This is a genomic window from uncultured Duncaniella sp., from assembly GCF_910577345.1.
Lineage (GTDB): Bacteria > Bacteroidota > Bacteroidia > Bacteroidales > Muribaculaceae > Duncaniella.
The window spans coordinates 79,490-105,746 of record NZ_CAJTMT010000002.1 but is presented as its reverse complement, the minus strand read 5'-3'; the positions used below and the strand labels follow the sequence as shown (position 1 = coordinate 105,746).

Annotated in this window: 19 protein-coding genes and 2 pseudogenes; 13 read left to right on the top strand and 8 right to left on the bottom strand. The window is 51.9% G+C overall.

Features of this window, described 5'->3' with window-relative positions; translation table 11 throughout:
• Nucleotides 1–143 precede the first annotated feature (143 nt).
• Nucleotides 144–1,001 (top strand): GLPGLI family protein, encoded by an 858-nt coding sequence (locus QZ310_RS01550; RefSeq protein ID WP_297069652.1) that lies wholly within the window; start codon nt 144–146, stop codon nt 999–1,001.
• Nucleotides 998–3,628, top strand: a complete 2,631-nt coding sequence (locus QZ310_RS01545; protein WP_297069650.1) for a carboxypeptidase-like regulatory domain-containing protein — start codon at nt 998–1,000, stop codon at nt 3,626–3,628. Before QZ310_RS01550 ends, QZ310_RS01545 begins: the two co-directional genes overlap by 4 nt.
• 27 nt (nt 3,629–3,655) lie before the next feature.
• Here QZ310_RS01545 and QZ310_RS01540 read toward each other — a convergent pair whose 3' ends face one another.
• Nucleotides 3,656–5,047 carry a right-handed parallel beta-helix repeat-containing protein gene (locus tag QZ310_RS01540; RefSeq protein WP_297069647.1) on the bottom strand — a complete coding sequence of 464 codons (1,392 nt, stop codon included), beginning with the start codon at nt 5,045–5,047 and terminating at the stop codon, nt 3,656–3,658.
• A gap of 123 nt (nt 5,048–5,170) precedes the next feature.
• Complete coding sequence (locus QZ310_RS01535; RefSeq protein WP_297069644.1) at nt 5,171–6,394, bottom strand: DUF4369 domain-containing protein; 1,224 nt, start codon at nt 6,392–6,394, stop codon at nt 5,171–5,173.
• Between the two features lie 90 nt (nt 6,395–6,484).
• Here QZ310_RS01535 and QZ310_RS01530 point away from each other — a divergent pair, with 90 nt between their 5' ends.
• Nucleotides 6,485–7,336 carry a phospholipase A gene (locus QZ310_RS01530; protein WP_297069642.1) on the top strand — a complete coding sequence of 284 codons (852 nt, stop codon included), beginning with the start codon at nt 6,485–6,487 and terminating at the stop codon, nt 7,334–7,336.
• Between the two features lie 101 nt (nt 7,337–7,437).
• Here QZ310_RS01530 and tpx read toward each other — a convergent pair whose 3' ends face one another.
• A complete protein-coding gene (gene tpx, locus QZ310_RS01525; RefSeq protein ID WP_297069640.1) occupies nt 7,438–7,947 on the bottom strand; it encodes a thiol peroxidase in 510 nt (169 codons plus the stop codon).
• 72 nt (nt 7,948–8,019) lie between these two features.
• A complete protein-coding gene (locus tag QZ310_RS01520; protein WP_297069638.1) occupies nt 8,020–9,204 on the bottom strand; it encodes a hypothetical protein in 1,185 nt (394 codons plus the stop codon).
• Nucleotides 9,205–9,602: 398 nt separating this feature from the next.
• Here QZ310_RS01520 and QZ310_RS01515 point away from each other — a divergent pair, with 398 nt between their 5' ends.
• Both QZ310_RS01515 and QZ310_RS01510 read left to right on the top strand, forming a co-directional pair.
• Entirely contained in the window at nt 9,603–12,122 is a 2,520-nt protein-coding gene (locus QZ310_RS01515) for a glycosyl hydrolase (protein ID WP_297069636.1), read from the top strand.
• A gap of 124 nt (nt 12,123–12,246) precedes the next feature.
• Nucleotides 12,247–13,464: a multidrug effflux MFS transporter gene (locus QZ310_RS01510; protein WP_297069634.1), complete on the top strand. Its 1,218-nt coding sequence runs from the start codon at nt 12,247–12,249 to the stop codon at nt 13,462–13,464.
• A gap of 160 nt (nt 13,465–13,624) precedes the next feature.
• Here the strand turns inward: QZ310_RS01510 and QZ310_RS01505 are convergent, their stop codons facing one another.
• A complete protein-coding gene (locus tag QZ310_RS01505; RefSeq protein ID WP_297069632.1) occupies nt 13,625–14,434 on the bottom strand; it encodes a DUF4595 domain-containing protein in 810 nt (269 codons plus the stop codon).
• A gap of 526 nt (nt 14,435–14,960) precedes the next feature.
• Between QZ310_RS01505 and dtd the strand changes: the two genes are divergently transcribed.
• The 4 genes and pseudogenes from dtd to QZ310_RS13685 form a co-directional block, all read left to right on the top strand.
• On the top strand, nt 14,961–15,413 hold the full coding sequence (gene dtd / locus QZ310_RS01500; RefSeq protein WP_297069630.1) for a D-aminoacyl-tRNA deacylase: 453 nt from the start codon (nt 14,961–14,963) through the stop codon (nt 15,411–15,413).
• Nucleotides 15,414–15,415: 2 nt separating this feature from the next.
• Nucleotides 15,416–15,793, top strand: a complete 378-nt coding sequence (locus QZ310_RS01495) for a nucleotide pyrophosphohydrolase (RefSeq protein ID WP_297069628.1) — start codon at nt 15,416–15,418, stop codon at nt 15,791–15,793.
• Nucleotides 15,794–15,854: 61 nt separating this feature from the next.
• Entirely contained in the window at nt 15,855–16,739 is an 885-nt protein-coding gene (gene deoC, locus QZ310_RS01490) for a deoxyribose-phosphate aldolase (RefSeq protein ID WP_297069626.1), read from the top strand.
• 245 nt (nt 16,740–16,984) lie between these two features.
• Nucleotides 16,985–17,116: pseudogene (locus QZ310_RS13685) on the top strand (DUF4339 domain-containing protein); the annotation flags it as partial.
• Nucleotides 17,117–17,191: 75 nt separating this feature from the next.
• Here QZ310_RS13685 and QZ310_RS13680 read toward each other — a convergent pair.
• Nucleotides 17,192–17,272, bottom strand: a pseudogene (locus QZ310_RS13680) (hypothetical protein); the annotation flags it as partial.
• A gap of 66 nt (nt 17,273–17,338) precedes the next feature.
• On the opposite strand from QZ310_RS13680, the gene QZ310_RS13675 reads away from it, so the two are divergent.
• The 4 genes from QZ310_RS13675 to QZ310_RS01470 are packed head-to-tail and all read left to right on the top strand — an operon-like array spanning nt 17,339 to nt 22,438.
• On the top strand, nt 17,339–17,566 hold the full coding sequence (locus QZ310_RS13675; RefSeq protein ID WP_366141948.1) for a CD225/dispanin family protein: 228 nt from the start codon (nt 17,339–17,341) through the stop codon (nt 17,564–17,566).
• Nucleotides 17,567–17,599: 33 nt separating this feature from the next.
• A complete protein-coding gene (locus QZ310_RS01480) occupies nt 17,600–17,998 on the top strand; it encodes a DUF2752 domain-containing protein (RefSeq protein WP_297069622.1) in 399 nt (132 codons plus the stop codon).
• Entirely contained in the window at nt 17,995–20,061 is a 2,067-nt protein-coding gene (locus QZ310_RS01475) for an HDIG domain-containing metalloprotein (RefSeq protein ID WP_297069620.1), read from the top strand. The genes QZ310_RS01480 and QZ310_RS01475 overlap by 4 nt, the downstream gene beginning before the upstream one ends.
• Nucleotides 20,062–20,107: 46 nt before the next feature.
• Nucleotides 20,108–22,438 (top strand): glycoside hydrolase family 3 N-terminal domain-containing protein, encoded by a 2,331-nt coding sequence (locus QZ310_RS01470; protein WP_297069829.1) that lies wholly within the window; start codon nt 20,108–20,110, stop codon nt 22,436–22,438.
• Between the two features lie 299 nt (nt 22,439–22,737).
• Here QZ310_RS01470 and QZ310_RS01465 read toward each other — a convergent pair whose 3' ends face one another.
• On the bottom strand, nt 22,738–24,441 hold the full coding sequence (locus tag QZ310_RS01465) for a peptide MFS transporter (protein WP_297069618.1): 1,704 nt from the start codon (nt 24,439–24,441) through the stop codon (nt 22,738–22,740).
• Between the two features lie 129 nt (nt 24,442–24,570).
• On the bottom strand, nt 24,571–26,097 hold the full coding sequence (locus tag QZ310_RS01460; protein WP_297069615.1) for a peptide MFS transporter: 1,527 nt from the start codon (nt 26,095–26,097) through the stop codon (nt 24,571–24,573).
• Nucleotides 26,098–26,257 lie beyond the last annotated feature (160 nt).

Genomic DNA, 26,257 nt, shown 5'->3' with positions numbered 1-26,257 from the left:
TATTAATAATGTACCATAATATAACCATTGGCAACAGCGCTTTTAAACGAATTTTCAATCGTCACAGACTAAATAAATCTCATATTATTTGCAAAATTCGTTTATAAAACATAAATTTGCTATCAGAACTAATTCATCGCATAATGATAGTAAAAACCACTCTTCTTGTCATACTTTCTCTGACATCAGCTCTTTCCCTACGCGCCCAACAGATTTCAATCGAGGGTGAAGGAGCTGACATGATGACCTATCCGGAGAAAATCGAGGTCGCAGACACAAGCTACATGGAATGTGTCTATATGCATATCATCTATGACCCTGTCCTCGATAAGACCAATACTCAGCATGAAATACTTGAAATCGGACGGCTAAAGAGCTATTATGCCGATTATGGGGCTTACCGTCAAGACTCTGTTATCCGTGTTGATTATCCTGACGGAATCAGATTCAACGATCGGTTGCAACTTTGCTATAGGATGAACTACAAATCCGGAGGAAAAATCCTAAAGGACATTGCGAACAACAAACTCACTAACGACGAACAGCTTTTCATGGACAGATACAGATATGAAGAGGAGCTTCCTCATTTTGATTGGAGTCTTACAGAGGATACGGATATTGTCTGCGGCTACAAATGCCAAAAGGCTGTAGCCACGTTTCGAGGACGCGACTGGAATGTCTGGTACACCGAAGAAATTCCTGTCGACAACGGTCCTTGGAAATTCAACGGTTTGCCCGGACTCATACTCAAAGCCGAGGATTCAAAGCATGAACACCGACTTGAAGCCATACAAATCAGAAAGAGTTCGAAACCGTTCGGTTTCACGGCCGGTTCATTCATCATCCCGATTGACCGCAAATCGTTCAACAAGATGAAGAAAGAATACAAGACGGATGCTGGAAGTTTTGTCAACGGTTCACCTCTGGCACCTACAAAGACTGACGGCACTCCCGCGATAGACCACAGAAGACGTTTCTTTAACCCAATGGAATCAGATTGAAAACCATCTCCCACATATCGACCGCCATCCTCACCGTGATTCTGCTTCTTTCCGCCATCCGCTGCCATGCAGCGCAGTGGCAGGGGAGCGGACTGGTGGTGGACAACTCCGGAGAACCGCTTGCGGGTGTGGTGGTGAAGCTGATAGGGCCGGGCGGGTCGACTCTTGCCTTCTCCTCGACCGACGACAAGGGACGTTTCCGCCTCTCCACAGCCACCGCTCCGGCCAAAGGGTCGGTCGTGCGCATAGCCTATCTCGGATTCTCGACAAAGGAGATTCCGGCAACCGAACTGCGGGATGATATGAAAATCGCGCTCGACGAGGCTCCTCTGGAACTGAAAGAAGTGGTGGTCAAGGTCCCGCCAATAAAGATGACAGGCGACACGCTGACCTACGACGTCGCCTCATTCCGTGGCGCGGCAGACCGCACAATCGAGGATGTGATAAAGAAACTTCCGGGGGTGGAGGTCAATGACAAAGGCACCATCTATTACAACGGCGAGGCCATCAACCGTTTCTACATCGAGGGACTCGACGTGGTGTCGGGGCGCTATGCGATAGCGACTAAAAACATCTCGCCCGACGACATCATCTCTGTAAACGTCTACGAGAACCATCAGCCAAAGCGGGTGCTTAAGGACATAGCCTTCAGCGACAGGGCTGCCATCAATCTGAAGATGAAAAAGAAGAGTATGCTGAAACCGGTGGGCCACGTCACCGGAGGTGCGGGAGCCGACGATGACGGCGAGGCGAAATGGCTCGGCGAACTTTTCAGCATGTTCGTCGCTCCGAAGATGCAAGTGCTTGTGACCGGCAAGGGGAACAACTGGGGAAAATCATACACCACCGAGACCGGCAACCTCATCAGCGAGTTCACCGCCAAATCCTCAGCAGCATCGACCCTCTACGGCGACACACCCTTCGGCACTGCAAAAATTCCGGCCGAGAGGTATTTCGACAACACTTCCGCATCCGCCTCGGTCAATACCGTAAGGAAACTGGGAGAGTTCGGCAAACTCGGCATCACCGCCGACTATACCGACGAGGACAACCGGACAGTCAACTCCGAGAGCATTAGCTACAACAACGGCTCGGACCCCGACATCGGCTTCAACGAGACCGTCAGGAGCCGACCGCACTCCCGCGAGGCAAAACTCAATATCAACGTCGAGCACAACGCCCCCCGGCGCTACATCTCCGACAAATTCACCTTCAAAGGCCATTTCGCCGACAACCGCTATTCGATTTTCAACACCCGCGACATCAGCCAACATTCGCGGACGGACGACTACGCATTTACCAACACGCTCGATGCGACAATCCGCACCGGCAACCGTGTCCTGTCGGTCAAATCCGACATCGCCGTGACCACCACCCCAACAGCCGACCTCAGCGCCACGGATGCAGGCTCGACCATGCTCCGGCAGAAGGGAAGCGCGCTTTCATTCACAACGGATGAAAAGACGGGCTATTCATGGATGCTCGGAGAGTATTCACACATAGGCGCAAACCTGCGTTTCGAATCGGTCTATGACCGCTTCAGGTCAACATACATCACCGAAACCGCCGGAAACGCCTCGAACAACGTCAGCGGCTACACACTCAAAACCACCATCGAGCCTGAATATCAATTCAAACCCGGCACCCGCTTCTCGCTCAAAGTCCAGATACCCGTGAGCTATTCCGCCTTGGACTACGACAACCGTCTCACTTCCGCCTCCTATCCCGCACACCGTGTGGATGCCGGTGCGAGAATAGGAATCCACGGAGTCCTGCCCCTCAACATCAAAGCCTCACTTACACTCGGACGGCAGGTGACACTCGGAGGAATAAAGGACTTCATTCTCAATCCGGTCTACACGACCTACCGCCAGCGCACAACTCTCGGAACCGGACTGCTCAACGAGCGCGAAGGATACAGCGCCATGACCAACGTATTCTACAAGAACCCCATCCACGCGGTGTTCATCACCTTCACCGGCCTCTACCGCATCGGCCACAACAACCGCATCAGCGGTAGCACCGTCACGCCCGGAGAGGTCAGCACCACCGTCGAGAACTCCGGCAACAAGAGCGACATGCTAAATCTCGGTCTCAACATAGCGAAAAATGTCAGGGCGTGGCGCACCACATTCACCCTCGACACCCATCTTGAACGGCTCAAACGCAAAGTGTTGCGCCAGAAGCTTCCCTATACCGTTGAAAACACTTCCTACACCATCCACGCTGCAATCCGCAGCAATCCTGTGGCCAACGTTCTGGAATTCTCGGCAGAGGGATGGTACCGCCCTTCGGTCCAAAAGATAAAATCACTTGGCGTGCGCAACAGTGTCAATGACATGGAGGGACGGTTCTCCGCATCAGTGCATCCCGTAAAGTCAGTGGAATTATACACACAACTCTACTGGAACCACACATCGCTTGCTTCGGATGTCGCAAAAGAGAGCTTCTTCATCGGCGCAGGTGTCCGTTGCCACATCAAACGGTTCGACATCGAGCTAAGTTCCAAGAACCTCACAAACTGCCGCACCTATACATACAGCTACTTCACGGACGCTGACCTCTACACCTACACCTTCAATCTGCGCCCCATCGAATTCCTCGCCACCGTGAAATACACCTTCTGAGCCGCGATGCTTTTCACGAAGAGAAATTCACTCTTCCTCCTTCGCGGTCTGGTAGGCACCGAGGTTGGGGTTGGAACCACGGTCGGTGCCATAGAAGTCTTTGCGCCCTGCTTCGGGGATGAGCGCCGGGTCGGCTGTGCCGATGGCAGGTGATTCCGGCTGCAGACGGTAGTCGAAGTAATAGTCGGAACGGACTGTATAGTAGAGAGGATCCTCACCCCAGATACAATTGATGAAATTCGAGTCGTCGCTACCGTTGCTTTTCAGGAGCGAACGGCGCACCGTGACCATGCTTCCGGTGAGATCGCCCGGAGAGAAGTCAGTACCGTTGCCGTAGAATATACAATTGTTGAATTCGGCTTCCATGAAGGGCATACCCGAACCGTCGTCATCACTGTAGTTCAGATGATAGAGCTGCACAGCCTCTCCGCGGAGGGCTGAGAAAAGATAGTAGTTGGCAAAGGTGCAGTTGCTGACGGTCGCCTTGCCACCAATGAGCGCCATCACACCGTCGGCAGCCTCGGCAATCTCGCAACCGGTAAGGGTCAGGTCGGCGTAGCGGCCTGCAAGTGAATATCCGGCACTGTTGCGCAGACGGCAGTTGAGCATGTCGACCTGCGAAAGGGAATCAGCCATCACGCCCGCAACGGTGTTACGGATGACTGTATGGCTGAGTCTGTTGCCTCGGCTTTCAGGAGCGAAATGCACACCCTCCCACTGCGAGGCCATTAAATCAAAGGAAATATCGGAAACGACGTTGCCCGTACGGTCACCGCTCATGTTGACAGGATTCTGGGGCGTACCTTCCGTCACGAGACTCCCCTCGACACGCATGAAAGCCTTGTCGTGGAAGTGCATCATCACCCCTTCGCCAACCGTGAGGGTCGCACCTTTGGCCACGACAAGCGAATCAAAAATCTGATAAGGGTATCCGGCTTCGAGGCGCATGTCGGCATCGACCACAAGACCGCGCAGACGTTCGACATCCTGACCGGATGCGTTGAGCACAACGCTTCGGGTCACACCGTTGGTAGTAAAGTCAAGAATATCGTTGAAATCCGTGAGCGCAGGCGCGCCATTTGGCCGGAGGGTGGCTTCGACGAAGACATAGATGGAGTCGTTGGGGCGGATTTCCACATTCTGAAACTCCGTGCCGGCAAAGCCGTCAACGTTGATGCGGAAAGTCCCGTCACCACCTCGCAGCGAGATATTACTTATGTTGATTATCTTGCCATGACGGTTATAGACCATGAAACGACTTGTAGGCGTGGCCTGGCCGGTGAACACCACGCCCATTTTCAGCGTATCGACCGAAAATTCGGGTTGCGCGGAGGGCGACGTGTCAATACCGTCCTCGATGCAGGCCGAGAAGGCCGAGAGGACGGTGAGAGTAAAAAATATTCTGAGGAGTGTTTTCATCGTGGTAAATTGAGCTTGGATTTCAAGAAAAATGTGCGAGGCGGCAAAATATCACATCGGGCCGGGATTTTGACCCGGTGACTACCGCACCGCATACTATTTACCAACGTGAAAACCCGCGACTTATTGTTTCACCCTGCGGCTGTCGGCTGTCCGCTGAAGCTGTCGGGCGGGACGAACCTTTTCATCCTGTCGGCCATCCGCGGGGAGAGCCTGCATTTTTTCAAGCTCAGGCCGAGGCAAGCGCGCCTTGGCAGGGCGGGAATCATCAGCTTTCACGGCTGAGGCAGCCGGAGCAGCAGTCTCACCGGCGGCATCATTGTCCGGCTCCTCGCCATCTCCCGACTTCAGGAAGCGTTCAAGACGCGCCTTCACCGTATCCTCCGCAGCAACTATCGAGTGACCACGGTAAATCTGACGGCCGGTGCTGTCTGTCACAATAAAAAACGGAACCGAAGGGATTGCAAGCGCACGGACTGCCGGAGAGGCAACACTGCCCGGCAACCAACCCTGCATCCACTTGGCACTGTCGCGCGCGGTAGCGATGGCCCACGAAGTGCTGTCGCCCATCGCAGCGATTTCGAGAGCCTTGAAACGGCGTTCGTGGAGCGACTTTGTCAGTTCGCGGAGCACACGGCGCACACTGTCTCCCTTACCGTTGCCGGTCACGACAATCAGGCTGTAGCTCTGGTTTGACGGCCAGTAGCGCACCACCGTATCGCGCCGGTTCTGCCGACCAATCTGTATTGTCATGGGCTTCACATTTCCCCGCGCAGAGGTCGACACCTGCTCACCGACAAGGCGGGGATAGGCACCGGTCACACCGTTGGCCCTTGCCTCAGGTTTGAGTGTATTGATGAGCGAGTCGGCTTCAAGTTCATAGCCGCGCGCATTGAAACGAGTCACAAGAAGGAGTGCCGACGACATCCGGTCGGGATGACGGCGCACCTCATCGGCAACGAGCGCATTGATGGCAGCCACATCGTTGCTGCGGAGCAGGGAATCATTCTCAGCCACGAAACGGGCATATTGCTCGGAAGCATCGTTGCCCTTGATCTTCAACGTCGACGGCTTGTCCATTTCCATCTTGACGCTGATTTCATCACCGTTGCGTGCCACGCACGAAAAGAGCGGCTGATTGTCCATCGTGTAGACCTCAACAAGTGTCGGCTCCGAAGACACACCGTGGAGCGCCACCTTGCCGTCGACAGGGTGGAAACTCGAATGCTGGATGCCGCGTGAGGTGTAATACATCTCCACACCAGTGGAGCCGAGCCCGCGAATTTCACAATTTATCACGAACTCCTCGTCGTTGCCACACCCCGTCAGCACAACGAGGAGGGACATGAGTATAACATGAAGATAGCGCATGAGCGCAAAATTACTAATTTTTCACTATATTTGCACTCATATTCAAGGCTATTTATTCCACACCGGATGAAAACACTATTGCGAATCGCCATTGCATTCACCATCATGCTGCTTGCCGGGTCGCGCGACGGAGCGCAGGCACAGATTGTGACGACAGGCAACGATGACATAAACAACGACAGCATACGCCGTGCGTTTGACGATGGACCCTACTTCGGACTCTACAAGGACAACTACTTCATATTCGGTTGCCCTGTCGGCCAACGCATCACACGCGAGAACAGCAATATAAAGTTCCAGTTGTCAATCTCGCAGAGGCTCACCCGAAGCACCCTGCCTTTCGGCACATACCTCTACCTCTTCTACACCCAGAAGTGTTTCTGGAACATCCTTGAAAACTCCATGCCAATGACCGACCTCAACTTCAATCCGGGTATCGGTCTGACGAAACCTCTTTTCGTAAAGGGACGCTATGTCGGCAAAGTCAGCCTCATCGCCGAACATGAATCGAACGGACGCGATGCGGCAGCCTCACGCTCATGGAACCGCATCAGCATCGCCGGAAGCTTCATGATTGATCCGCAATTGCTCGTCCACGCCAAAGCGTGGATACCCATCATCGACGGCTCGGAGAACCGCGACATCCTCGACTATTGCGGCATATATCAGGTCGGGACGGCCATGACCTCGCCCAACGGCAGATGGGGACTCGCCGTCAACCTTGTCAAACGCAAAGGCTGGAAGCTGAACTACAACACTACGGTTGAATTCAACTACCGCGTCTTCCCCCGCGACAACCAATACCTCTTCGTCCAATACTACAACGGCTATGGCGAAGGCCTCCTTGCCTACAAGGAATTCCATTCGACCATCCGCGTCGGCTTCGTCATCAAGCCGAAACTGTTCAGCGATTACTAAACCATAATTTACCCATACAATAAAAAAAGGAATCCGGACGGTGGCGATCACTGTCCGAATTCCTTTTTTCAATTCCCCCTATCAGGAGGATATGCCTTTTATCAGATTTCCTTTCTCAGAACCTTGAGAGCGGCATCATAGGCAGGCTCGTTGGTGATTTCTTCGACAAGATCGCGGAAAATCACACGGCGGTTTTCATCGAGCACAAGCACGCAACGGGCAAGAAGACCTGCGAGGGGACCGTCGACGAGCTGCACGCCATACTTCTGACCGAAGAGGGGCGAACGGAACGCTGAACCGAAGAGCACATTCTTGATGTTCTCGATGGTGCAGAAACGGCCCATTGCAAAGGGAAGGTCCATCGACACGCAGATGACAACGACGTCATCAAGCTTGGCGGCTTCCTCATTGAAACGGCGGACGCTGCGGGCGCACACCTCTGTGTCGAGGCTCGGGAAGATGTTGAGGACTACGCGCTTTCCTGCGAAATCAGTGCAGAGAAGCTGCGACAAATCGGCTCCTGCAAGGTGGAAGCAAGGAGCGGTTTCACCAATGGTGGGGACAGTGCCACAAGTGTGGCAGGGCTGACCTTTAAATAATACAGTTTCCATTATATATAATAGTTTTCTTTATTTCAAATAGTTATCGCATTCACTGTGCGATGTGGCGACCGGATGGACGGACTATTCGACCAAGGCCATCGTCTGTAAAACAACATTACCAAGCTCCTTGTTGAATCCGAGCACAACATTTTTCACCTTTCCGCTGCTTTCGGCCATTATGACCACCGGGAGCGAGGCAGCACCGCAGTCGCGCGCAAGGGACTTTCCATTCATCAGAAGATGCTCACCGACACGGATCTGAGGCACCACACTTTCAATTGCATCGACATTGGTCGAATTGAACACCCATATCACATCAGCCTGCACAGGCAGACGGTCGACAGCACCTCTCACAGCTTCGACTATCTCGGCGTTGAATCCTGCGGTCGGGTCAAGGAGCGCGATTACTGTCGGGACAGCGAAACTGTCGCCGCGGTGGTAGGTGTAACGTTCACCGGTAGTCGTGGGGAGCGAGAACGTAGGCAACTGAGTGCCCGCAAGGTTCTCGATTCGGAAATTATTCTCCCTGTATTTCTCGAAAACCTCCGGATAGCTTGCAGTCAAGGTCTCCTCACTGAGTTCCGGACAGTGCATTTCAGCGGGATAGGTGTAGCTGACGAGCATCGACTGCTCCGTAATCTGTCCGGGATTGCTCTCGGTATCGATTCTGAGCGGAAGTCCTGTGGAGGAATCAAAGATGAAACGCTTCTCCATGGCTTCGACATCATTGACAGTCATCACGGCCTTCACCTCGACAGCCTTCTTGCCGTCAAACATCGCGTCGGGCTTCACGGTCAGGGCATAGCGGCTATCAGCCGACATCTTGGTCAGCTCCTTGGCTATATACGCCGGATAGAGGTCGGTGAACTGCGCCGAAGCCTGCACACCTTCCGAATTTCCACGGGCCATGAAAGGGATGGAGTCCCATTCGAGATGGTACTCCTGCAGACGTTCGTTGCGGTAGCGGTAATGGTGTCCGTCAAAATAAGCCGAAAACCCTTTGACCGGACCTGAGGGAGTTTCGAGGCTCCACTCGGTGATGTAGTCACAGGGCGACAGACGGCTTGACGGAGCGGGAGCCGACGAAAGCTTCACATTATAGACCACATCGTTCTCGCTCTGCGGGAGCGATACGTTGAAAGTCGCGTCAGCCTCGAAGCAGCCTGTCTTCTCCAGAGCTGCTACAACGTCAGCAATCCCCTGGGCGGACAAGCCCAGAGGACATAACGCTGCTAACACCATTAACAATCTTGATTTCCCTTTCATAAAACAATAGTTGACGTTCATTTCTAATAACGCGATTTTCCCCGAATCAGTTCATCCGACCCGGAAAAATTTGCATGAAACTCTATCCTCTCCCGCGATTCAAGGATGAATCGCCACATTCTCCTCCCACAGACTTCTGCCATATCGCCATTTTCACCTCCCCGCCACCGACCGAACCGCCCCCCATCTTTCCGCATATAATCATCATTTCCCGACGCAAAGATAACATCCCATACCGTTTAAAAGATGCGATAATACAAACGACCGGCCGGAAAGGTAAAGTTTTGAGTTTTGAGTTAATACACTCCGTTAAATTCACTATATTTGCAAAACATTCAACATCGCCTTGCTCCATGAAACATATTATAATCACTTTTCTGTCTCTTCTATCAATATCAATGACTGCTAACGGCGAAAACACGCTCATTGACAGTCTGTGGAATGATTTTTCCAATCCGCCCGTATCATCAAGGACAAAGTTATGGTGGTTTCATGGTGAGACCGAAAGCACCAAAGATGGGATTGAAGCTGATTTGAAAGCCTTTAAAGAAAAAGGAATAGGTGGGGTGGTCTATTATGATCAGGTCCACGGAAAGGGTAAAGGAGCAGCCCCGTCAATGTCGCCCGAATGGTGGAATATGCTAAAGCACTCGGCAATCACAGCCAAGGAACTTGGCTTGAGCTTTGAAGTCGCGGTAGGCAACGGCTATGTCACCGGCGGCCCTTGGATCACCCCGGAACTGGCAATGAAAAAGACAGTCTATGCCGATACCTTCCTCATAGTCGACAAAACATCCCGACAGATAATAGACCTCTCCTACCCTTCACCGCATTTCCGCGACATAGCGACACTGCTGTTCCCCGACAGCAGGAATCTGCTTCCGGTCACAGTGTTAAACGAGCAGGTGAAAATCCTCTCAAACGACACCGTCATTCCGGTCAACATTACCAATAAAGAAACATTCTGCGGAATCAGCTATACGCTCACACCACGCGGAAAAGGCTCCACAGGCTCAATGAACATCCCCGGTAAACCGCAGGAGCGCTATTTCGGAGCCAAATATATCGACTATCCTCCTATAGGACAACTTGAATACAGCACCGACAGCATCATCTGGAATAAAGCTGTTGACCTCCTGCCAATCGAAAACAATATCGGTCATAAGAGCCGACGGCGTACCATCAGTTTCCCCTCTGCCGAAGGACGGTATTTCAGACTGCTCATCCATGATTGGAAAGGTGCGGATGACAATTATAAATCCATTTCTATCGGTGATTTGAAACTCTATCGCCGCGACATCATCGACAACCTCGAAACACAGACAGGATTGCGCACAGAAGTGACATATCCGGTACCAAGAGGTGGCAACAACGGTGCTGTCAGCATAGCCGACATAATCAACATAACCGACTCCGTAACGCCCGACGGGACAATAAAATGCACAATTCCAAAGGGCGAATGGAGGGTGCTGCGCATCGGATATGTCCCTACAGGAGCCAGAACCAAACATGGACGCAAGAATCTCCTCGGATATGAAGCTGACGTAATGTCGGCGGAAGCCGCTGATATTCACTATTCAAACTATTTCAAGCCGATACTTGACACACTGACAGCCGTCGGAGCCCGTCCGTCAGGAATGTGTATGGACAGCCACGAGGCGGGAACGCAGAATTGGACAGACGGATTTGAAAAACGTTTCCTCCAACAAAATGGATATGACCTAATCCCTTGGCTCCCGACCCTTGCCGGATACATTGTCGAGAACCGTGAGAAGAGCGACAAGACTCTTCTCGATTTCCGCACGTCCATTGCATCAGCCATCACATCAGAATATTACGGCACTTTTGCAGCAAGATGTGCAAAGGATTCCGTCGATTATACAACCCAGGCTATGCTGAACATCGAGACCGACAACATCGCCAACAGAGGAAAAGCTGTGAAACCTCAGGGTGAGTTCTGGGCCTATCAGTCAGACGGAAACTTCGATTGCCTCGATGCTGCTTCAGCCGCACACTTATACGGGCACAATATCGCATCAGGTGAAGCGTTCACCGATACTCCATACAATGTATCATGGGACTCCCTTCTGAGAATCGCCAACATCGCCTACTGCCGGGGCATAAATGAGTTTGCCGTATGCGCGTCCACCCATCAACCGTGGTCCGACCGTAAATATGACGATTCAAACAGTGCCCATCCCTACGTCTTCCATCGCTTCCATCCCGGCTGGAATAAATCCGCTGAATTCTGGAACTATCAGGCTCGTTGCGCCACACTCCTCCGGAAAGGCAACCCGGTAGTGGACATCTGTGTATATCTCGGTGAAGATCCTCCTTTGAAAACAATGGCCTATAAGTTGCCTCTCATACCGGAGGGCTACAATTTCGACGTATGCACTTATCCGGCTTTGATTGACCGCATGAAGGCTAAAGACGGCCAAATCAGTGTTGATGGAGGGATGACCTACAAAACCATCATTGTCCCCGACCGCACTTATATCTCACCTGCAGCAGAACAGAAATTGGCTGAACTGGCACTCAATGGTGCAACTGTCATCAGATGCGACAAAGGAGAGACAGTAGCTTGTCGGCTCAAAGATGTAGGCCTGCAACCGGATATAGAATTCCACAGCAAGGACCTCCCGGATGACAAACTTCTGTTCTTCCACCGTACGCTCGACGGTGCTGACATTTATTTCATATACAACCATAGTCCGCAGGAGTTCATACAGAATGTCAAATTGAGAAGCCGGCACACGGACATTCAATCATGGAATCCACGCACAGCCGACAGAACATACCATCGTCCCCATAAGGCCAAGGCAGTGAAGCGTGAGGAGCGGTCTGGACAGGACTACCCTCTTCACCTCGCTCCATATCAAAGCCTATTTATCATTGCATCATCAAATCCCAACTGACAAGCCTGTCCCTCTGACAAGTCTGGAGCGGACGCTGACTGAAAAGAACTTTTGGAGATGTCATGCCGTTAAATTTAAGATACTGCTGAATATTGCAGCTAAGTTACTGACATTTCCTAAGACTATGACTGATCAAACTGCCGGGAAAGGCATCAACATCAACTATACTTTCCTTATAATATATCTGGCCGGGTTGAGCGCCTTCGGCTCCTTTGTCAACGACATGTATGTCCCCGCGCTGCCTGAAATGATGAAATTTTTCAGCTGCTCGGTGTCAACCGTACAACTCGGACTGACGACCGGCATGGCCGGCCTTGCCATCGGCCAGTTCATTCTCGGCCCCATAAGCGATAAATACGGACGCAAACCGGTGCTCATCTGGTCACTGGTTCTCTTCTGCATCGCCGCGCTCATCAGTGTCTTCTCGCCTACCATCTGGTTCTTCCTCGTGTTCCGTCTGTTTCAAGGCATCGGAGCATCGGGAGGTTATTTCCTCGCGCGCTCCATTCCGTCCGACATCTACAGCGGGCGCAAACTGGCGAAGATTATGGCAACTGTCGGCGCAATCAACGGATTCGCACCTGCATGTTCGCCTGTGCTCGGTGGCTACATTGATTCATGGTTCGATTGGAAAGCCATATTCATTGTCCTCACCATTTTCGCGCTCCTCCTTCTCTGCTTCGCTCATAAACTCAAGGAGACCCATCAGGCCGACAAAAGCGTCAGTCTTGCAAGCGAATTCGGCAACTACGGAAAACTCCTCCGCAACTATAGGTTCATGGTCCATGTCATGCTGAAAGGCTCCGCTCTCGGTCTGCTCTTCGCCTACATCTCTTCCGGGCCGTTCATAGTGCAGACCCATTTCGGATATTCACAGACCACATTCGGCCTTATCATGGGAGCCAACTCCATCCTCGTTGCTGCAGGCTCGATGATTGCATTGAAATTCAAGGTCCTGAAAAAAGCCGCGTTGGTCGGAGCTATCGGTCTGACCGTAGCGGTGATTGCTGAAGCTGCGGTTCTCTGTTTCTGCGACTCTTTCATGGGCTATGAACTGCTGCTCCTCCCGATGCTTTTCTGCCTCGGCATGATTTTCACCGTCAGCAATACTCTGGCGATGAACGAAGGACGCAATTTTGCAGGAATAGCCTCCGCCGTACTTGGAATTGTCGGCTATGTGTTCGGAGCGATAGCCTCACCGCTTGTCGGCCACGGTAACATCCTCCATTCGACGGCTGTCACCTTCATAGTCATCACTGCCATTGTCCTTATCTGCGCCATCCTCTCCTCCCGCATCCCTGCCGACCTCGATTCTGACGGACAAAATAGCACAAAGCAATAAGTGTATGAACCATCATCTACAGAATCATTCTGAAAAAATGCTCTCAGGCATTGATGATGGAAAAAGAAACGGCTACGATGATGAGCATCACCATAGCCGTTCATGTCATTAAGCCAAGGGCCAATCCTTGGGTCAGTTTGCTGATTCCAACAACAGGGGATTATTTCCAAGAGAATGTTGTTGCTTCATTCTCGTAATCGCCCTCCCAGAATTTAACAGGCAGATTATCAGCGTTGAAAACCCAATGATAGGTCACATTAGATGTATAGGAACTACCACCTTCCTTACCGGTTTCACTGTAGCCCATCGGGAGATTCTTTGTGGCTTTGCCAAGAAGCCCTGCGAAATAAGCGTCGCCCATTTCGTCCATATCCACCTGGAAGAAATCATCGAAAAGCATGAGGCAACCTTTGTTTGCGACAACATTCTTATACTCAGTGTTGGTGTAGTTGATGGTGTACTCACGATGGTCGCCATCATCTTCATCATGCGTTACCTTGGCGATGTCTCCATTAGTATAGGCTATCTTGAAATCATCTCCGCTTTCAGTACGTTTAAGGCGAGTGAGCTGTCCGTCCTTGTTATATTCGAACCACCATTCATCAGCATCATCTCCGTCAAGATATACTTGATAAGCGTATGAAACAAAACCTTGCTTGTTGATTTCCATATAAATATCGCTACCTTCAGTAGGATATGCTGAGTCTCGTTTTTTCATGAGAACTGTAAAGTTGCTGGCTCTCGACGGATTGAACGAGCCGTACTCAAAAGTAATACTTGTGGTACCGTCGACAATCTTTGTGAGCTGTCCCTTTTCATTGGTTGTGAATGTAGCACCATCCACATTCGAGGGCAAACCTTCCGTAAACACATTCTCAACTGAAGGACCTTCCACATTTTCCGGTTCTTTAGGATCATCGTCATCGCTGCAAGAAGCGAACGATACACCCATGAGGGAAACAAGTCCCATTGCAAAAAACTTATAACTGTTTTTCATACTTTTATCTGCCTCAGGGCCCCCGGCATCGGCATATTGATTGTAAAAAAAGCGTGAGAGCCATACTTATTGCTCGCTCCCACTCGCTGAGGCTCTGGTATTGCCCGAATCAGTAGAACGAGCAACGGAGCAGAGGCCTCACGCAAATATGCATAAACGCATTGGCAACGCCATAGCGAAACCAACGTGGTAAATATACATATCCACATAGTGCCGCTTACCATTGCTACATCCTTGACTGATTCTTGAATTTACCAGATTCCAGCGAGTCAAGAAAGAGCGTCGAGTAAACGCTTTTTATTATGTCTGCATATCACTCCATGAACCGCCTCCGGCCATTACGGGCGATAAGCAAGTGCGAAGTTACAAAAAACATTTGAAGCGTGCAACGAAAGACACCTTGACTAATATGTGAGATGAATGGTCCGTCAAGTACATATTGATAATTTTTAATGCGTAAAAGGCAGGTATTACAATTTATTTTGTAATTTTGCGTAATATGAAGTTAGTAATTCAACGTGTCACAGAGGCATCGGTCAGTATTGGCGGTGAGCTTCACAGCTCGATAGGCCCGGGACTGATGATTCTTGTCGGTGTTGCCGAAGGCGATACCCCTGACGATGTGAAATGGCTTGCGGCCAAGGCGGTCGCGATGCGCATATTTGCCGACGATGCGGGAGTGATGAACCGCTCGCTCATTGATGTCGGCGGTGAGATGCTGGCTGTCAGTCAGTTCACTCTCTGCGCGTCAACCAAGAAAGGCAACCGGCCGAGCTACATCCATGCGGCAGGCCATGACCTCGCCATACCCCTCTACGAAATGTTCTGCTCCGAATGTGAATCGCTGACGGGCAGGGAGGTGAAAAAGGGGGTGTTCGGAGCCGACATGCAGGTCGCCCTCGTGAACGACGGCCCCGTGACGATTGTTATAGATTCTAAACTAAGGACTTGACCATGAATCTCACCCCACTACTCGATGACTCCCCCACGCTCCGCGCCCTTCAGGACACGGTGGATGAATGGATACGCACCGTCGGGGTGCGCTATTTCTCGCCACTGACCAATATGGCAATCCTTGCTGAAGAGACCGGCGAGGTGGCAAGACTCATGGCGCGGATGTATGGCGACCAATCCTTCAAGAAAGGGGAGAATCCCGATGCCTTGGCTGATGAACTCGCAGACCTCCTGTGGGTGCTCACGGCAATCGCCAACCAGACGGGAGTGGACCTTACCGAAGCGTTCAGACGCAACATCGAGAAGAAAACCGCCCGCGATGCCGACCGCCACGCATCGAACCCCAAACTCCACGACAACAACACACAGCAGCGGTGAACCGATGCCTGTGATACCACACTCTAAAACCTAAAAACTAAACAACTTAAACGTAATCATCATGGATAAATATCAGCAAGCTCTTGCCGAAAGCCGCGTCACCACATCCGACGCAGAAGTCGCAGCCAAAGTCAACGAAATCCTTGACAAGCACCTCGCAGAAAACAATACTCCCGAAGTATTGAAAAAGATATTCAACTCAATCGACCTCACCACGCTCAAGTCAACCGACTCACAACGCTCAGTGGCCGATTTCACCGAACGTGTCAATGCTTTTGCCCACGAACACGCCGACCTGCCCAACGTGGCTGCAATATGCGTCTATCCCAACTTCGTGCCTATGGTACGCACAGTGCTCGAATGTTCGGATGTCGACATCGCAGCAGTCGCAGGATGCTTCCCCAGCGCGCAGAGCTTTATCGAAGTCAAGATTGCAGAAGTAGGTCTCGCAGTCGAAGCCGGCGCCGACGAAATTGACGTTGTGCTCGGTCTCGGCGACTTCTTCGACAAGGATTATGAAGAGGTGTGCGACCAGCTTTCAGAGATGAAACACTCCTGCCGTGATTCCCTCATGAAGGTCATCCTTGAGACAGGTGCGCTCAAGACTGCAGAAAACATCCGCAACGCCTCCATCCTCTCCATGTATTCCGGAGCTGACTTCATCAAGACATCCACAGGTAAGGAGTATCCCGGTGCATCTCTCGAAGCAACCTACATCATGTGTGAGTGCATCAAGGAATACTACGAGAAGACCGGTCGCATGGTAGGCTTCAAGGCTGCAGGCGGTGTCTCGACCACAGAAGAGGCCCTCAAATATTACACTATCGTGAAGACCGTCCTCGGCGACCAGTGGGTAGAGACCAACGAGTTCTTCCGCATCGGTGCATCGCGCCTCGCCAACTCCATCCTTTCGGATATCCTCGGCGAAGAGACCAAATTTTTCTAATCGGTCGTGACGTTTTGACGCCTGTTTTCCGACCGGCGACAAGACTGACTGAAAGCATAACCCACCCGCCTCGCGGATGAAATGGGGACTCCGGTCCTCATTTCATCCCACCGTGGCAGGGATATGGCCACATCACTCACTCACGATTCGCATCAACCACCCCTGATGCTGACCACTGAAAACCCACAACTCAGAACTGAAAACTGAAAACTCACAACTGAAAACTAAAAAACTCACATTTCCCAATGAAATATTGGATCATCATAGACAGTGTCCAGAAAGGCCCCCTCTCCATTGAAGAGATAGCCACTGAGAACGGACTCAATCCCTCGACCCCCGTGTGGCACGAAGGACTGAGCGACTGGACCACCGCAGCCGCCGTGCCTGAAATAGCGGCGCTCCTGGGGACTGCCAATATCAACGACACATTCACTGACCGTCAGCAAAACTTCGGAGGACAGAACCCCTACGGAGGCTATCAGAACCAACAGCAACCATTCGGACAGAATCCCTACGGACAGCAGTATGGCCAACAATACGGCGCATACAACAACGGTGGATACAATCCTAACGGATTCGGACCGAACGGAGTGCCACCCATGCCCGACAACTACCTCATCTGGGCCATACTCGCCACCATCTGCTGCTGCATCCCGACAGGTATAGTAGCCATCATTTATGCGGCAAAGGTATCTCCCGCCTACTACCGTGGGGACTACATTGCCGCAATGGACGCTTCGTCCAAAGCACAGCTCTGGGTCATCATCTCATTCGTAGCCGGACTTATATGGGCTCCATTCTCAATCCTGTTCGGCAGTCTCTTGTAGGATTTTGAAGGCTGAAGCCGTCATCTGATGCCCATGATGCAATCCGACGACCGTCTCGCACTTTGCCGTCGGCTCCTGTTTGCGGGGGTCATAATCGCCGGCATAGTCCTCTGCTGTCTCTACTTCTTCAAAGGACCGGAATCAGGGCTCTATCCAAGATGCATGTTCAAGATGCTCACCGGTCTCTCTTGTCCCGGCTGCGGCTCCCAACGGGCTGTCCATGCCATGATGGAGGGTGATTTCAAGGCCGCTTTCGGTTTCAACGCGCTCTTCATGCTTGAAATCCCGCTCCTCGGACTGCTCGGCATCTCCCGACTGCTCGGCAACCGCACCCCACGGCTCCAAAGGCTTCTCTCAGCCCGTTTCTTCATCCTCTTCATCCTCACAACCATCATTATCTGGACCATTGTCCGCAACATCTTCGACGTATGAAATCATTGCCATCGCGCCAACTCTCGCTCAGGATTCTGCTTTTCATCATTGTGGTGTCGGTCACCGTCTATTTCCTTCCGCGTTCAGCTGAGAACCACTACACTTTCGAGGAGGGACGTCCATGGAGCTATGCACTTCTGACAGCACCGTTCGACATTCCCATTCATCTCGACTCCGTGAGCGCCATGAGGGTCAAGGACAGCATCGACGCGAATTTCGAGCCGGTGTTCACCCGCGATGTAACCGCTGAAAAGACCATTATTTCAGACTATACCACACGCCTGAACTCAGCGACCGACCTCAACATCACCCCCGCACAGCGCAACCAAATCATAAAGGAGATACGCAAGGTGTATGAGAACGGTATAGTGGACCGCGATACCTACACGAAAATCCATTCCGGCAAGCTTCCGGCAGTGCGTTTCATCCACGACAACGTGGCGATAAGCATCCCGACGGCCAACTATCTCTCGGCATTCCGCGCCTACGAGCATCTCGACAGCGTGCTGAAGGACCGCGAGGTGCGTCAGGCAATATCGGCCACCAAACTCTCCCAGACACTCCATCCCAACATTCTGATTGATTCCGTCACCTCGCGCCGCCTGCTCGACGAGGCATATCAGAAGGCTATGGCTCCGGTCGGTGTCATCCAGCAGGGAGAACGAATAATCGACAAAGGCGACATCGTGACCTCACGTCTGGCAACCGTCCTGCGCACATACGAAGAGATTGCCAACGAACGCGGAAAAGGCACCATCTCGCAGCACTACTATCCCGTGGCCGGCCAGATTCTCTACATGCTGATTCTCTATGGCAGCCTGTATGCCTATCTCTATATCTTCCGGCGCGACTACTTCGACGATGACCGCACTGTGATATTCATCGTCTCGCTCATCGGTCTCTTCACCCTCTTCGCCTTCGCGATGCAGGCCACATTCTCGACCGGCTACTACATCACTCCCTTCACGGTAGTGCCAATCTTGATACTAATCTTCCTGGATTCACGCACAGCCTATTTCGGCCATCTCATACTCGTGCTTATCTGCGCTATCAATTCCTCGTTTGCACTTGAGTTCATCTTCCTCCAGTTCATAGCCGGAGTGGTGGCCATCGATTCACTCAAGGACCTGTCGCGCCGAAGCCAGCTTATCCGCACGGCTGCCCTCATCTTCCTCGCCTACACGCTCTGCTATGCCGCAATGGAGGTCATGCAGGCCGGTTCACTGGCCCGCACGGAGGGACGCGTGTTCGGCTGCTTCGCCATCAATGCCATACTCATCTCGTTCAGCTATGTCCTCATGTTCCTTCTCGAAAGGGTCTATGGGTTCACCTCACGCGTGACACTCGTGGAGCTTTCCGACATCAACAATCCCCTTCTGCGTGAGCTTTCCGAGGAGTGTCCCGGCACCTTCAATCACTCCATGGCCGTCAGCAACCTCGCATCGGCAGCTGCAAGCCGCATCGGAGCCAATGTACAGCTTGTCCGTACAGGCGCGCTCTACCATGACATAGGTAAAATCAAGAATCCGGCATTTTACACTGAAAACCAGCATGGAGTCAACCCCCACGACGCGCTTGACCCCATACAGAGTGCCCGAATAGTCACCGGTCACGTCAACGAGGGTCTGGCTCTTGCCGAGAAAGCAAAACTGCCGAAGATGATACGCAAATTCATCTCCGAACACCACGGAGCCGGAAAGGCACGCTATTTCTACACCACATACTGCAACGCCCATCCCGACGAGGAGGTCGACCCGGCCTCATTCAGCTATCCCGGCCCAAATCCTCAGTCGAAGGAGACTTCGCTTCTGATGATGGCCGACTCAATCGAGGCGGCCTCACGTTCAATGACCGACCATTCACCCGAGGCAATCTCAAACCTCGTCAACAAGATTATCGACGCTCAGATTGCCGAAGGACTTCACAATGAATCGCCGATTTCGTTCCGCGATGTCAGCGCAATCAAAGAGGTGTTCGCCCAGCGTCTGCGCACGATGTACCACTCGCGCATCTCCTATCCTGAGCTCAAAAAGCCGGCGGCTCCGATCTCCGGCCAGAGCTGACGGGAATTGACCCTCATCACATTTACCACTTACCTCATCTAAACCCATCATGTTACGCAATCTGCTCCTTTCCCTCACCGCTGTGGCTCTTCCCGCCATGGCCTACGACCCCATAACCCTACCGGTCATTCCTCCCGATCCGGCCATAGAGAAAAAAGTCGCGGAAACCCTCTCCAAGATGACTTTGGAAGAGAAAATCGGCCAGATGACACAGATTCAGCTCGACATTCTCGGTGAGCAAGGCCCTGACGGGAAATTCAGGCTTGTCAAAGAAAAACTCGACACAGTAATCGGTATATATAAGGTAGGCTCCATCCTCAATGCACCATACTCCTACTGTCTTGATGCGGAAACATGGAACGTAATCATCCCGCAGATTCAGGAGGCATCCATGAAATATATCGGCATCCCCTGCATCTACGGCCTTGACCAGAACCACGGAACAACGTATACCAACGGCGGTACTCTCTTTCCGCAGAATCTTAACGTAGCCGCATCGTTCGACACCGGTCTCTGCCGACGCGCCGCAGAAATCACAGCCTACGAAACCCGCGCAAGCGACTGCCCCTGGACCTTCTCTCCGACAATGGATCTTGCGCGTGACCCGCGCTGGCCACGCTTCTGGGAAAACTACGGAGAGGATCCGCTTGTCAATGCCCTGATGGGTGCAGCAGCCGTAAAAGGTTTTCAGGGTGATGATCCCAACCATGTCGACAAGAACCACATCGCAGTGTCGCTGAAACACTTCATGGGCTACGGTGTCCCCTATTCGGGCAAAGACCGTACCCCGGCCTATATCTCACCCTCAGATTTGCGCGAGAAGCATTTCGCCCCCTATCTTGAGGCCATAAAATATGGTGCGCTCACAATCATGGTCAACTCCTCGTCCATCAACGGCACACCTGTCCATGCCGACCCGCTCCTGCTCACTCAATGGCTGAAAAATGACCTGCAATGGGACGGTCTCATTGTCACCGACTGGGCCGACATCAACAACCTCTACACCCGTGAGAAAGTAGCTAAAGACAAGAAAGATGCCATTCGTATAGCCATCAATGCCGGAATCGACATGGCAATGGAACCCTATAAGGTTGACTACTGCGAGATTCTCCGCGAACTCGTCGAAGAGGGGAGTGTCCCGATGAGCCGCATTGACGACGCTGCGTCCCGGGCATTGCGACTGAAATATCGCCTCGGCCTCTTTGACCGGCCCAACACCCTCCTGAAAGACTATCCGAAATTCGCCTCCAAGGAGTTCCGTCAAGCAGCACTCGACGGGGCAGCGGAGACTATGGTGCTTCTGAAAAACGACGACAACATCCTCCCGTTCAAGTCTGGCACACGTCTGCTCGTGACCGGCCCGACCGCCACCTCCATGCGTTCGCTCAACGGCGGATGGACCTACACATGGCAAGGACATCTGACCGACACATACGCCAAGGACTACAACACCATCCTTGAAGCGCTCACCAACGAATTCGGTGCCGCAAACGTGACCTACGTTCCAACCGTCACTTTCAACAACGAGGGTTCATATCAGGACGAGATTGTTGCAGACAGCGAAGCGGCTGTAAAGGCGGCTGCAAATGCCGATGCAATCGTGATATGTATCGGTGAGAACTCATACTGCGAGACTCCCGGCAACCTCAGCGACCTCCATCTGTCCGTCAATCAGCGTGACATGGTGAAGTCACTTGCAAAAACCGGCAAACCAATCGTACTTATCCTCAATGAGGGCCGTCCGCGCATAATCGCGGACATCGAGCCGTTGGCAACCGCCGTGGTCGACATCATCCTTCCCGGTAACTTCGGTGGTGATGCACTTGCCGAACTCCTTGCCGGAAAACGCAACTTCTCCGCCCGTCTCCCCTTCACCTACCCGAGGGAAATCAACTCGCTTGTCACCTACGACTACAAAGTCAGCGAAGAGGTCGGCAAGATGGAGGGAGTCTATGACTATGACGCGCGCGTGAATGTCCAGTGGCCCTTCGGTTACGGCAAAAGCTACACAACATTCGAATATTCCGACATGCATGTCGATAAAAAAGAATTCAACGCATCCGACGTCCTTACCGTTACAATCAAAGTCACCAATACCGGTACCCGCGACGGCAAGGATGCAGTGTTGCTCTTCTCATCAGACAAAGTTGCAAGCGTGGTTCCCGACAACAAACGTCTGCGTGGATTCACCAAACTCGCCCTCATGCCCGGCGAAACCCGTGAAGTCCGTTTCACCCTACGGGCACCTGACCTTGCCTTCGTCAACGCCGCCGGAAAATGGACCCTTGAAGAAGGCGACTTCACCCTCACCATCGGCAATCAGACAATCCCCGTCTACTGCACAACCACCAAAATCTGGGACCGCCCGAACATTTAATAAACTATGCAAAATTTAATTAATCGAAATAACAAGAAACAACGCGTGGCATCGTAGCTGTACGCCATTAAGACAAGTACATAATTTAAAACCTAAGGCAGAGGAAACTAATGCTATCCGAAAGCAATTTGCAATTATCGGAAGTAGTAGTTTCCTCTGCCTTAGGTTTTTGATTAGGCTTCCTGTGGTTATTGATTTTTCAATAGGCAGAGGATGCCTGTAAGATTGTAGACCTGCAAGACCATATAACTGGAGTATACGGGAGGGGTGGTCTGCGGGGAGGTTAGTGACTATCTTTTTCAGATAGCGTCATCCTCTATTGTTTCGAGTTCGTCAGCTTCAGGTTGTGCGGGAGTGTCGGAGGTTGCGGCTTCGAGCTTCTTCATGATGGCAAAGATGAAACCGGCTGAAACGAGACAGATGACCACGAGGATACCCCATACCATATAGGTCGGAATCTTTCCCCAGAGAAGCATGGGTATGGAGACAAGGTAGTTACCGACAGCTGTGGCTGCAAACCATCCGCCCATCATCGAGCCTTTGAGTTTCGGAGGTGCGACCTTGCTCACGAAGCTTATGCCCATCGGCGAGAGAAGCAATTCGGCGAATGTCAGAAGCAGATAGGTAGATATGAGCCAGTTGGGAGAAACTGATGCACTTGTGCCGACAATACCGAGTGAACCTACAAGCATAAGGACGTATGCCACGGCTGCCATCACCATACCATAGCCGATCTTGCGCGGAGCCGAGGGTTCGGCCTTACGTTTTGCAAGCCAACCGAAGAAAGCAAGCGATACGGGGGTAAGGGCAACTACATAGAAGGGATTGAATTGCTGATATTGCTGTGGCTGGATGCCGGTGAGGGGCTCGGGAGTGATGGAATAGAAATACCACAGCGCCCAACCTACCAGACCGAGGATGACAACCGAGATTCCACGGCTCACGGCACCCTTTGACTGGAAAAGATTGAAGAGGGCATAGACACCGACAGCAACGCTCAGAAGTGCCCATACATTGAAACCGATGCGGGTCCAACCGGTAGCCTCGGGCGATGTACAGCTCTTGGCAAATTCAGTCAGTGTAGCTCCATTCTGATGGAACACCATCCAGAAGAAAATCACTACTGCAAACACAAGCAGAAGCGCAACGACGCGCTGCTTTGTCTGAGCAGGCGTGAGTTCCGGACCGGCCGCTGCTGCGGTCTTAGCTGCTGCGCCATCCTTTTTGTCGGTAAGAATATGTGCGTAGGTCCGGCGACCAAGGAAGTAGATGAGGAAGCTGACTATGAGCGAACCGCAGGCGATTGCAAATGCATAGCTATAGCCGGTCGAAAGCGTGGTTATATACTCGTTCGCAAATGCTGTAAGGTCGGCACCGGCGCTCATTCCATTCTCAGCGATTGTCGCAGAGAGATCTGCTCCGTTCTCCGCACCGTCAAGATAGAGATTACACATTGCAGGGAGCGAGGAGACGTAGGTCAGCCCCTTGGCATCGAGTGCAAGGTTACACATGGCTGTAGCAGCCATAGGTGCAAACATAGAGCCGATGTTGATAGCCATGTAGAAAAGCGAGAAAGCTGCATCACGCTGTCCGCTGTAGCGGGCCTCGTTGTAGAGGTCACCTACCATCACCTGAAGATTGCCTTTGAACAAGCCTGTGCCACATGCGATGAGCAGAAGAGCTGCGCAGAGAATCACGAGCGAAGAGGTGCTGCGGATGTCGGTCGGTATGGCCATGACAAGGTATCCGGCAAACATGATGAACAGACCGGTCACCACACATTTCGAGAAGCTCCATTTATCGGCTACCCAACCTCCGATAAGAGGCATGAAGTAGACAAGGGCGAGGAAGCCCGCATAAATCTGGCCCGACACCGTGGAATCAAGGCCGAATTTCGCCTGCAGGAAAAGCAGGAAGATGGCAAGCATGGTGTAGTAGCCGAAGCGTTCGCCGGTATTGGCAAGCGCAAGCACATACAGACCTGCCGGTTGATTTTTAAACATAGCTTTATGGTTTATTTTTTACTGTCAAATACAAAAGACAAAAGTACGCCGGAAACATCGTCGACAGATTCCATCCGTACTTTTGTCTTCTTTATTACTATCTCAAATTCTTATTAGCTTCAGTGGATTTTATGCATTGGTCACACGTTCGAGCCACTTAACCATGCCGAACATCACACCCATTGAGATGAGACACACAGCAAGGAACACGCTCCAACACATCCAGAGAGGCCATGCATTGTACATCAACGGACCAATCCAGAGGAGAAGGTTACCGAGAGCAGTAGCACCGAGCCAGAGGCCCTGACAGAGACCCTGCATGTGGGCGGGAGCAACTTTCGAAACGAACGAAAGTCCGAGCGGGGAGATGAAAAGTTCAGCCACAGTGAGGAAGAAGTAGAGCAGGATGAGCACCCACGGACCGGCAAGCATCCCTGCAGTCTCGCTGACAGGCATGGCACGGAATTCTGTAGCCGAAGGATAGCCGGAAACGCTTGAGAACACTGCAAGGAAGAGGAAGGCAAGACCTGCGAGCCCCATACCGATTGCAATTTTCTTGGGAGTGGAAATCTCGATGCCACGACGGCTGAGCATTGCGAAGAATGCCATGACAACAGGGGTGAGGACAATCACGAAGAAGGGATTCACTGCCTGCCAGATTTCAGGAGCGATAGTGGATGTATCTACGAAGTCACGGGCGAAGAGTGAAAGCGAAGTACCGTTCTGGTGGAATGAGAACCAAAAGAAGATGACAACTCCAAGCACTGCGAAAAGGGCCATCATGCGCTGCTTGATTTCCTTGGCCATTGCACGACGCTCCTCGTCGGAGATGCTGACAGAGGATGCCTTTGCCTTGGCAGAGGGATTGGGAAGACCCTTCTTATAGATGAGGAAGATTACAAGCGACAGCAGCATGGCAGCAACCGAAGCGATGAATGAATAATGCACACCGGTATTGAACACTTCAAGGTACTGGCTACAGAATGCCTGGATGTCACCGGCTGTGTCGCCTCCGGTAGCAGTGATGAGGGCATAGAGATTATCGATGTTCTCGGTCGACATATTGTCGGTAACGCTCAGATATTCATGGCAAAGTGCGGGAAGTTTCGCATTGTAGGCAAGATTATGGACACCGAGCCACCAACTGCGGAGCATCGGGGCGATGAAAGGGGCCACGAGACCTCCGACATTGATGAACACATAGAAAATCTGGAAACCGGAGTCGCGCTTCGAAGCATATTGCGGATTGTCGTAAAGCTGACCGACGATAGCCTGAAGATTGCCCTTGAAAAGACCATTTCCGAAAGCAATGAGGAAGAGGGCGAAGCAAGTCATCGGGAGCAGCCATGAAATATTCTCAGAAGTAGATAGGATAGGAATGGAGAGAAGCACATAACCGAGACACATGACCACCAGACCACTGATGATGGTTCCCTTGTAATTACGGGTACGGTCGGCGATCACACCGCCTACAAGGCTCAGCAAATAAATGCCTGCATAGAAAAACGAATAAATCAGGGTGCTGGTCTCCTCGCTCAGTCCGAATTTCGAACAGAGGAACAATACTAACACCGCGTTCATGATGTAATAGCCGAATCGCTCACCCATGTTGCTGAGCGCTGCGGGAATAAGGCCTTTGGGTTGGTCTTTGAACATAATAGATGAAATATTTTTCGGTTATAAGCTTTAGAAATTTCTGTGGATAGGGATTGGTATTGATTGGCTTTTGGTACCGATTCAAGATCCGTCATGCCTGAACAGACAAGACTTTCCGCAAAAATACAAAAAATATCATAAAATCCCCTTATTCAGCTTA

Bases quoted from the DNA above. Each gene is read 5' to 3' on its own strand.
- QZ310_RS01550 (WP_297069652.1), top strand. From the start codon at position 144: ATGATAGTAAAAACCACTCTTCTTGTCATACTTTCTCTGACATCAGCT.
- QZ310_RS01540 (WP_297069647.1), bottom strand. From the start codon at position 5,047: ATGAAAACACTCCTCAGAATATTTTTTACTCTCACCGTCCTCTCGGCC.
- QZ310_RS01535 (WP_297069644.1), bottom strand. From the start codon at position 6,394: ATGTCCCTCCTCGTTGTGCTGACGGGGTGTGGCAACGACGAGGAGTTC.
- QZ310_RS01530 (WP_297069642.1), top strand. From the start codon at position 6,485: ATGAAAACACTATTGCGAATCGCCATTGCATTCACCATCATGCTGCTT.
- tpx (WP_297069640.1), bottom strand. From the start codon at position 7,947: ATGGAAACTGTATTATTTAAAGGTCAGCCCTGCCACACTTGTGGCACT.
- QZ310_RS01520 (WP_297069638.1), bottom strand. From the start codon at position 9,204: ATGAAAGGGAAATCAAGATTGTTAATGGTGTTAGCAGCGTTATGTCCT.
- QZ310_RS01515 (WP_297069636.1), top strand. From the start codon at position 9,603: ATGACTGCTAACGGCGAAAACACGCTCATTGACAGTCTGTGGAATGAT.
- QZ310_RS01510 (WP_297069634.1), top strand. From the start codon at position 12,247: ATGACTGATCAAACTGCCGGGAAAGGCATCAACATCAACTATACTTTC.
- QZ310_RS01505 (WP_297069632.1), bottom strand. From the start codon at position 14,434: ATGGGACTTGTTTCCCTCATGGGTGTATCGTTCGCTTCTTGCAGCGAT.
- dtd (WP_297069630.1), top strand. From the start codon at position 14,961: ATGAAGTTAGTAATTCAACGTGTCACAGAGGCATCGGTCAGTATTGGC.
- QZ310_RS01495 (WP_297069628.1), top strand. From the start codon at position 15,416: ATGAATCTCACCCCACTACTCGATGACTCCCCCACGCTCCGCGCCCTT.
- deoC (WP_297069626.1), top strand. From the start codon at position 15,855: ATGGATAAATATCAGCAAGCTCTTGCCGAAAGCCGCGTCACCACATCC.
- QZ310_RS13675 (WP_366141948.1), top strand. From the start codon at position 17,339: ATGCCCGACAACTACCTCATCTGGGCCATACTCGCCACCATCTGCTGC.
- QZ310_RS01480 (WP_297069622.1), top strand. From the start codon at position 17,600: ATGATGCAATCCGACGACCGTCTCGCACTTTGCCGTCGGCTCCTGTTT.
- QZ310_RS01475 (WP_297069620.1), top strand. From the start codon at position 17,995: ATGAAATCATTGCCATCGCGCCAACTCTCGCTCAGGATTCTGCTTTTC.
- QZ310_RS01465 (WP_297069618.1), bottom strand. From the start codon at position 24,441: ATGTTTAAAAATCAACCGGCAGGTCTGTATGTGCTTGCGCTTGCCAAT.
- QZ310_RS01460 (WP_297069615.1), bottom strand. From the start codon at position 26,097: ATGTTCAAAGACCAACCCAAAGGCCTTATTCCCGCAGCGCTCAGCAAC.